The 2,209-nt window shown below is 68.1% G+C and carries 2 protein-coding genes; both read right to left on the bottom strand.

Annotated elements, in window-relative coordinates:
- Positions 1-216: 216 nt before the first annotated feature.
- Positions 217-1,029 (bottom strand): hypothetical protein, encoded by an 813-nt coding sequence (locus tag ACFVZH_RS40230; RefSeq protein ID WP_384905595.1) that lies wholly within the window; start codon positions 1,027-1,029, stop codon positions 217-219.
- A gap of 11 nt (positions 1,030-1,040) precedes the next feature.
- A partial coding sequence (locus ACFVZH_RS40225; protein ID WP_384905597.1) for a hypothetical protein occupies positions 1,041-2,209 on the bottom strand: 1,169 nt, incomplete at its 5' end.

Raw genomic sequence — 2,209 nt, 5'->3', positions numbered from 1 at the left:
GACGATGAAACCCCCGCCGTGACGACGGGGGTTTCGGCAGGCGGACGGTGCAACGCGCGAGCGGCTGCGGAGCGGTATCGGTGCGCCGTACGGGGCCTGGAACGCCTCTGGTCCCCTGCGCGGGGGTGCTGGGGACCAGACGGGGGCAGCGGGGCGATAACCAGTCGGCACCCGGGGCCGGCGCCCTGCGGGAGAGGGCGCGGGCCCGTCCGGAGGCTAGCCCTTGGTCATGGCGGTCTCCTCGACCCAGCGCAGGACGTCGCGCGTACGTCGGTCCTCTCCGAGCTGCTCCAGCATCCCGGCGACGAGCGGGGCAAGCTCGGCCGCGCCTTCCGTGTCTTCCTGCGCAAGGGACCGCCAGGCGGCGTGCGCGTTGCGTACCGCGCTGACGGTGTCCTGTACGGGCTGGGCGTCAGCCTCGCGGCGGCGCTGGGCGGTCTGGACGAGGAGTTCGACTGTCTCGTACCAGTCGGCTCCCTGGCGGAGGGTCAGGGAGGCTTTGAGGGTGGCCATGTTCACGGCGTGCGGGTGGAGCGGCCCGTAGGCGACGCCCAGGGCCTCTTCGAGCTTGGCCGCAGCGGTGATGGCGTCGGCGAGGTTCCCCGCGCTCTCCGCGGCCCGCAGGTCGTCGTATGGGGCCTGGTACGCGGCCGGAAGGGGAGATGTCCAGTCGTGCGTACTCTGGGGCGCGGTGGGGGCCGGTGCGGGCAGGGGCACGGCTGACACAGGGGCGGGCACCGGCGGAGCGGGCGCTGGCGGGACGGGGTGGGAGGCGTGCAGGGTGAGGACGTTGCCCGCGGTGTCCATGATCATGGGCCAGGTGGTGCCGTCGGGTTCCTTCCCAAGGAAGCGGACGGGCCGGCCGTGGAGTGCGGCCTTGACGTAGATCTCACTGAGGGCTGCTCGGCGGGACTGATCGGTGTCTGCGGATGCTCCGGTTACGGGTTCGCCGTCGATGTAGGCGCCGGTGGTGGTCAGAGTGACGGTGTAAATCGGTTCGGTGGGAACCTGGTCTGGATTTATGGGCATGCTGGGCTCCCTCATCCGCCCTTGGGGAAATAGGGCGGCGCCCACCCTAGGCATGTCGATCCCCACTTTGATTCGATGTCTGTTGCCGGTACGACGTCAATGTATCCGGGGCGCGCGATGTCGTTGCTGGCGATTTTCCCGTTGCCGAGGTAAATGGCGACGTGTCCGGCCCGGTTGCCGGTTTCCCAATACATGAGTGCGCCGGGCGGCGGGTTGCGATCCTTGTCGTGTTTCATACCCGGAGGCATTTGATGATAGTGGTCGACGGCATACGCGACGCCGGAGTATGACCATCCGTAGGTTCTTGCAACGAATACAAGGCAGAGCCGGTACCAGCCTTTCCCGCCGGTTGCGGCTTCATTCTCAGCCCATTTGATCGCGTCGGCGGTGGAGCGGGGATTTTTGACGTTGGGGGGCCAGCCGGCCGCGCCATCGTGGAAAGGCTCTCCGGGGCTTCCCGGTTTTCCGCCTCCGTCGCCGGTGTAGCACTCCCGGGGGCTGGCGGACTCGCCGGACGGGCCGGGGGCCCCGCTGGGGCTTCCTTCGGGGGGTGTCGGGCCGTTCTCCGCCGGTCGCAGCAGGTCGATGCCGGCTTGGGCGGCGATCTCGCGTGCGGAGCCCTCCTGGCCGGCGTAGAGCCTCTCGTGCTCCTCGGCGGGGCGCTGGACGGTCGCGGCGGCCTTCCACAGCGGCATGGCCTCCCACCCGCGGATGTCGTCCAGTCTGCGGGAGCTGCCGGAGTCGGCACCGAAGAAGAACATGTTCGAGGAGTACCGGGGGTTGAGAATCTGCTCTCTAGTTCCCCACCCCTGGGAAGGTCGCTGCTGGAATAGTCCGAGTGAGTCGCGGTCGCCGTAGTCGATGTTCAGGAGGGTGGATTCCTGAAGTGCTGTCATCAGACCGATCAGCGTCGCCTGGCCTGACATGCCTCCCGCTTCGGCGACTTCGTCGATCACCTTGGCGTTCTCGATCTGCTTTTTCCGGAGGTCTCCGTTCGGGTTTTGCCCGGTCCCTCCGGTGCTTCCCGAGCCGCCGGGGAGCTCCGTGCCGGGCTGTGCCGTAGTTTGCGTGGTGGGGTGAGGGCCTGCCCCGATGGTCTCGGCCGAGGCCGAGGTAGCCGTCATCGAGGAGGATTTGGACCAGCTCGAAATGGTCAAAGCATCTGCCGATGCCGGCCGTG

Origin of the sequence: Streptomyces sp. NPDC059534, assembly GCF_042743475.1 — a bacterium.
Taxonomy (GTDB): domain Bacteria; phylum Actinomycetota; class Actinomycetes; order Streptomycetales; family Streptomycetaceae; genus Streptomyces.
The sequence above is the reverse complement of the archived record's forward strand: the minus strand, read 5'-3'. Positions and strand labels throughout refer to the sequence as shown.

Coding starts and splice junctions, on each gene's coding strand:
- ACFVZH_RS40230 (WP_384905595.1), bottom strand. CDS start 1,029: ATGCCCATAAATCCAGACCAGGTTCCCACCGAACCGATTTACACCGTC.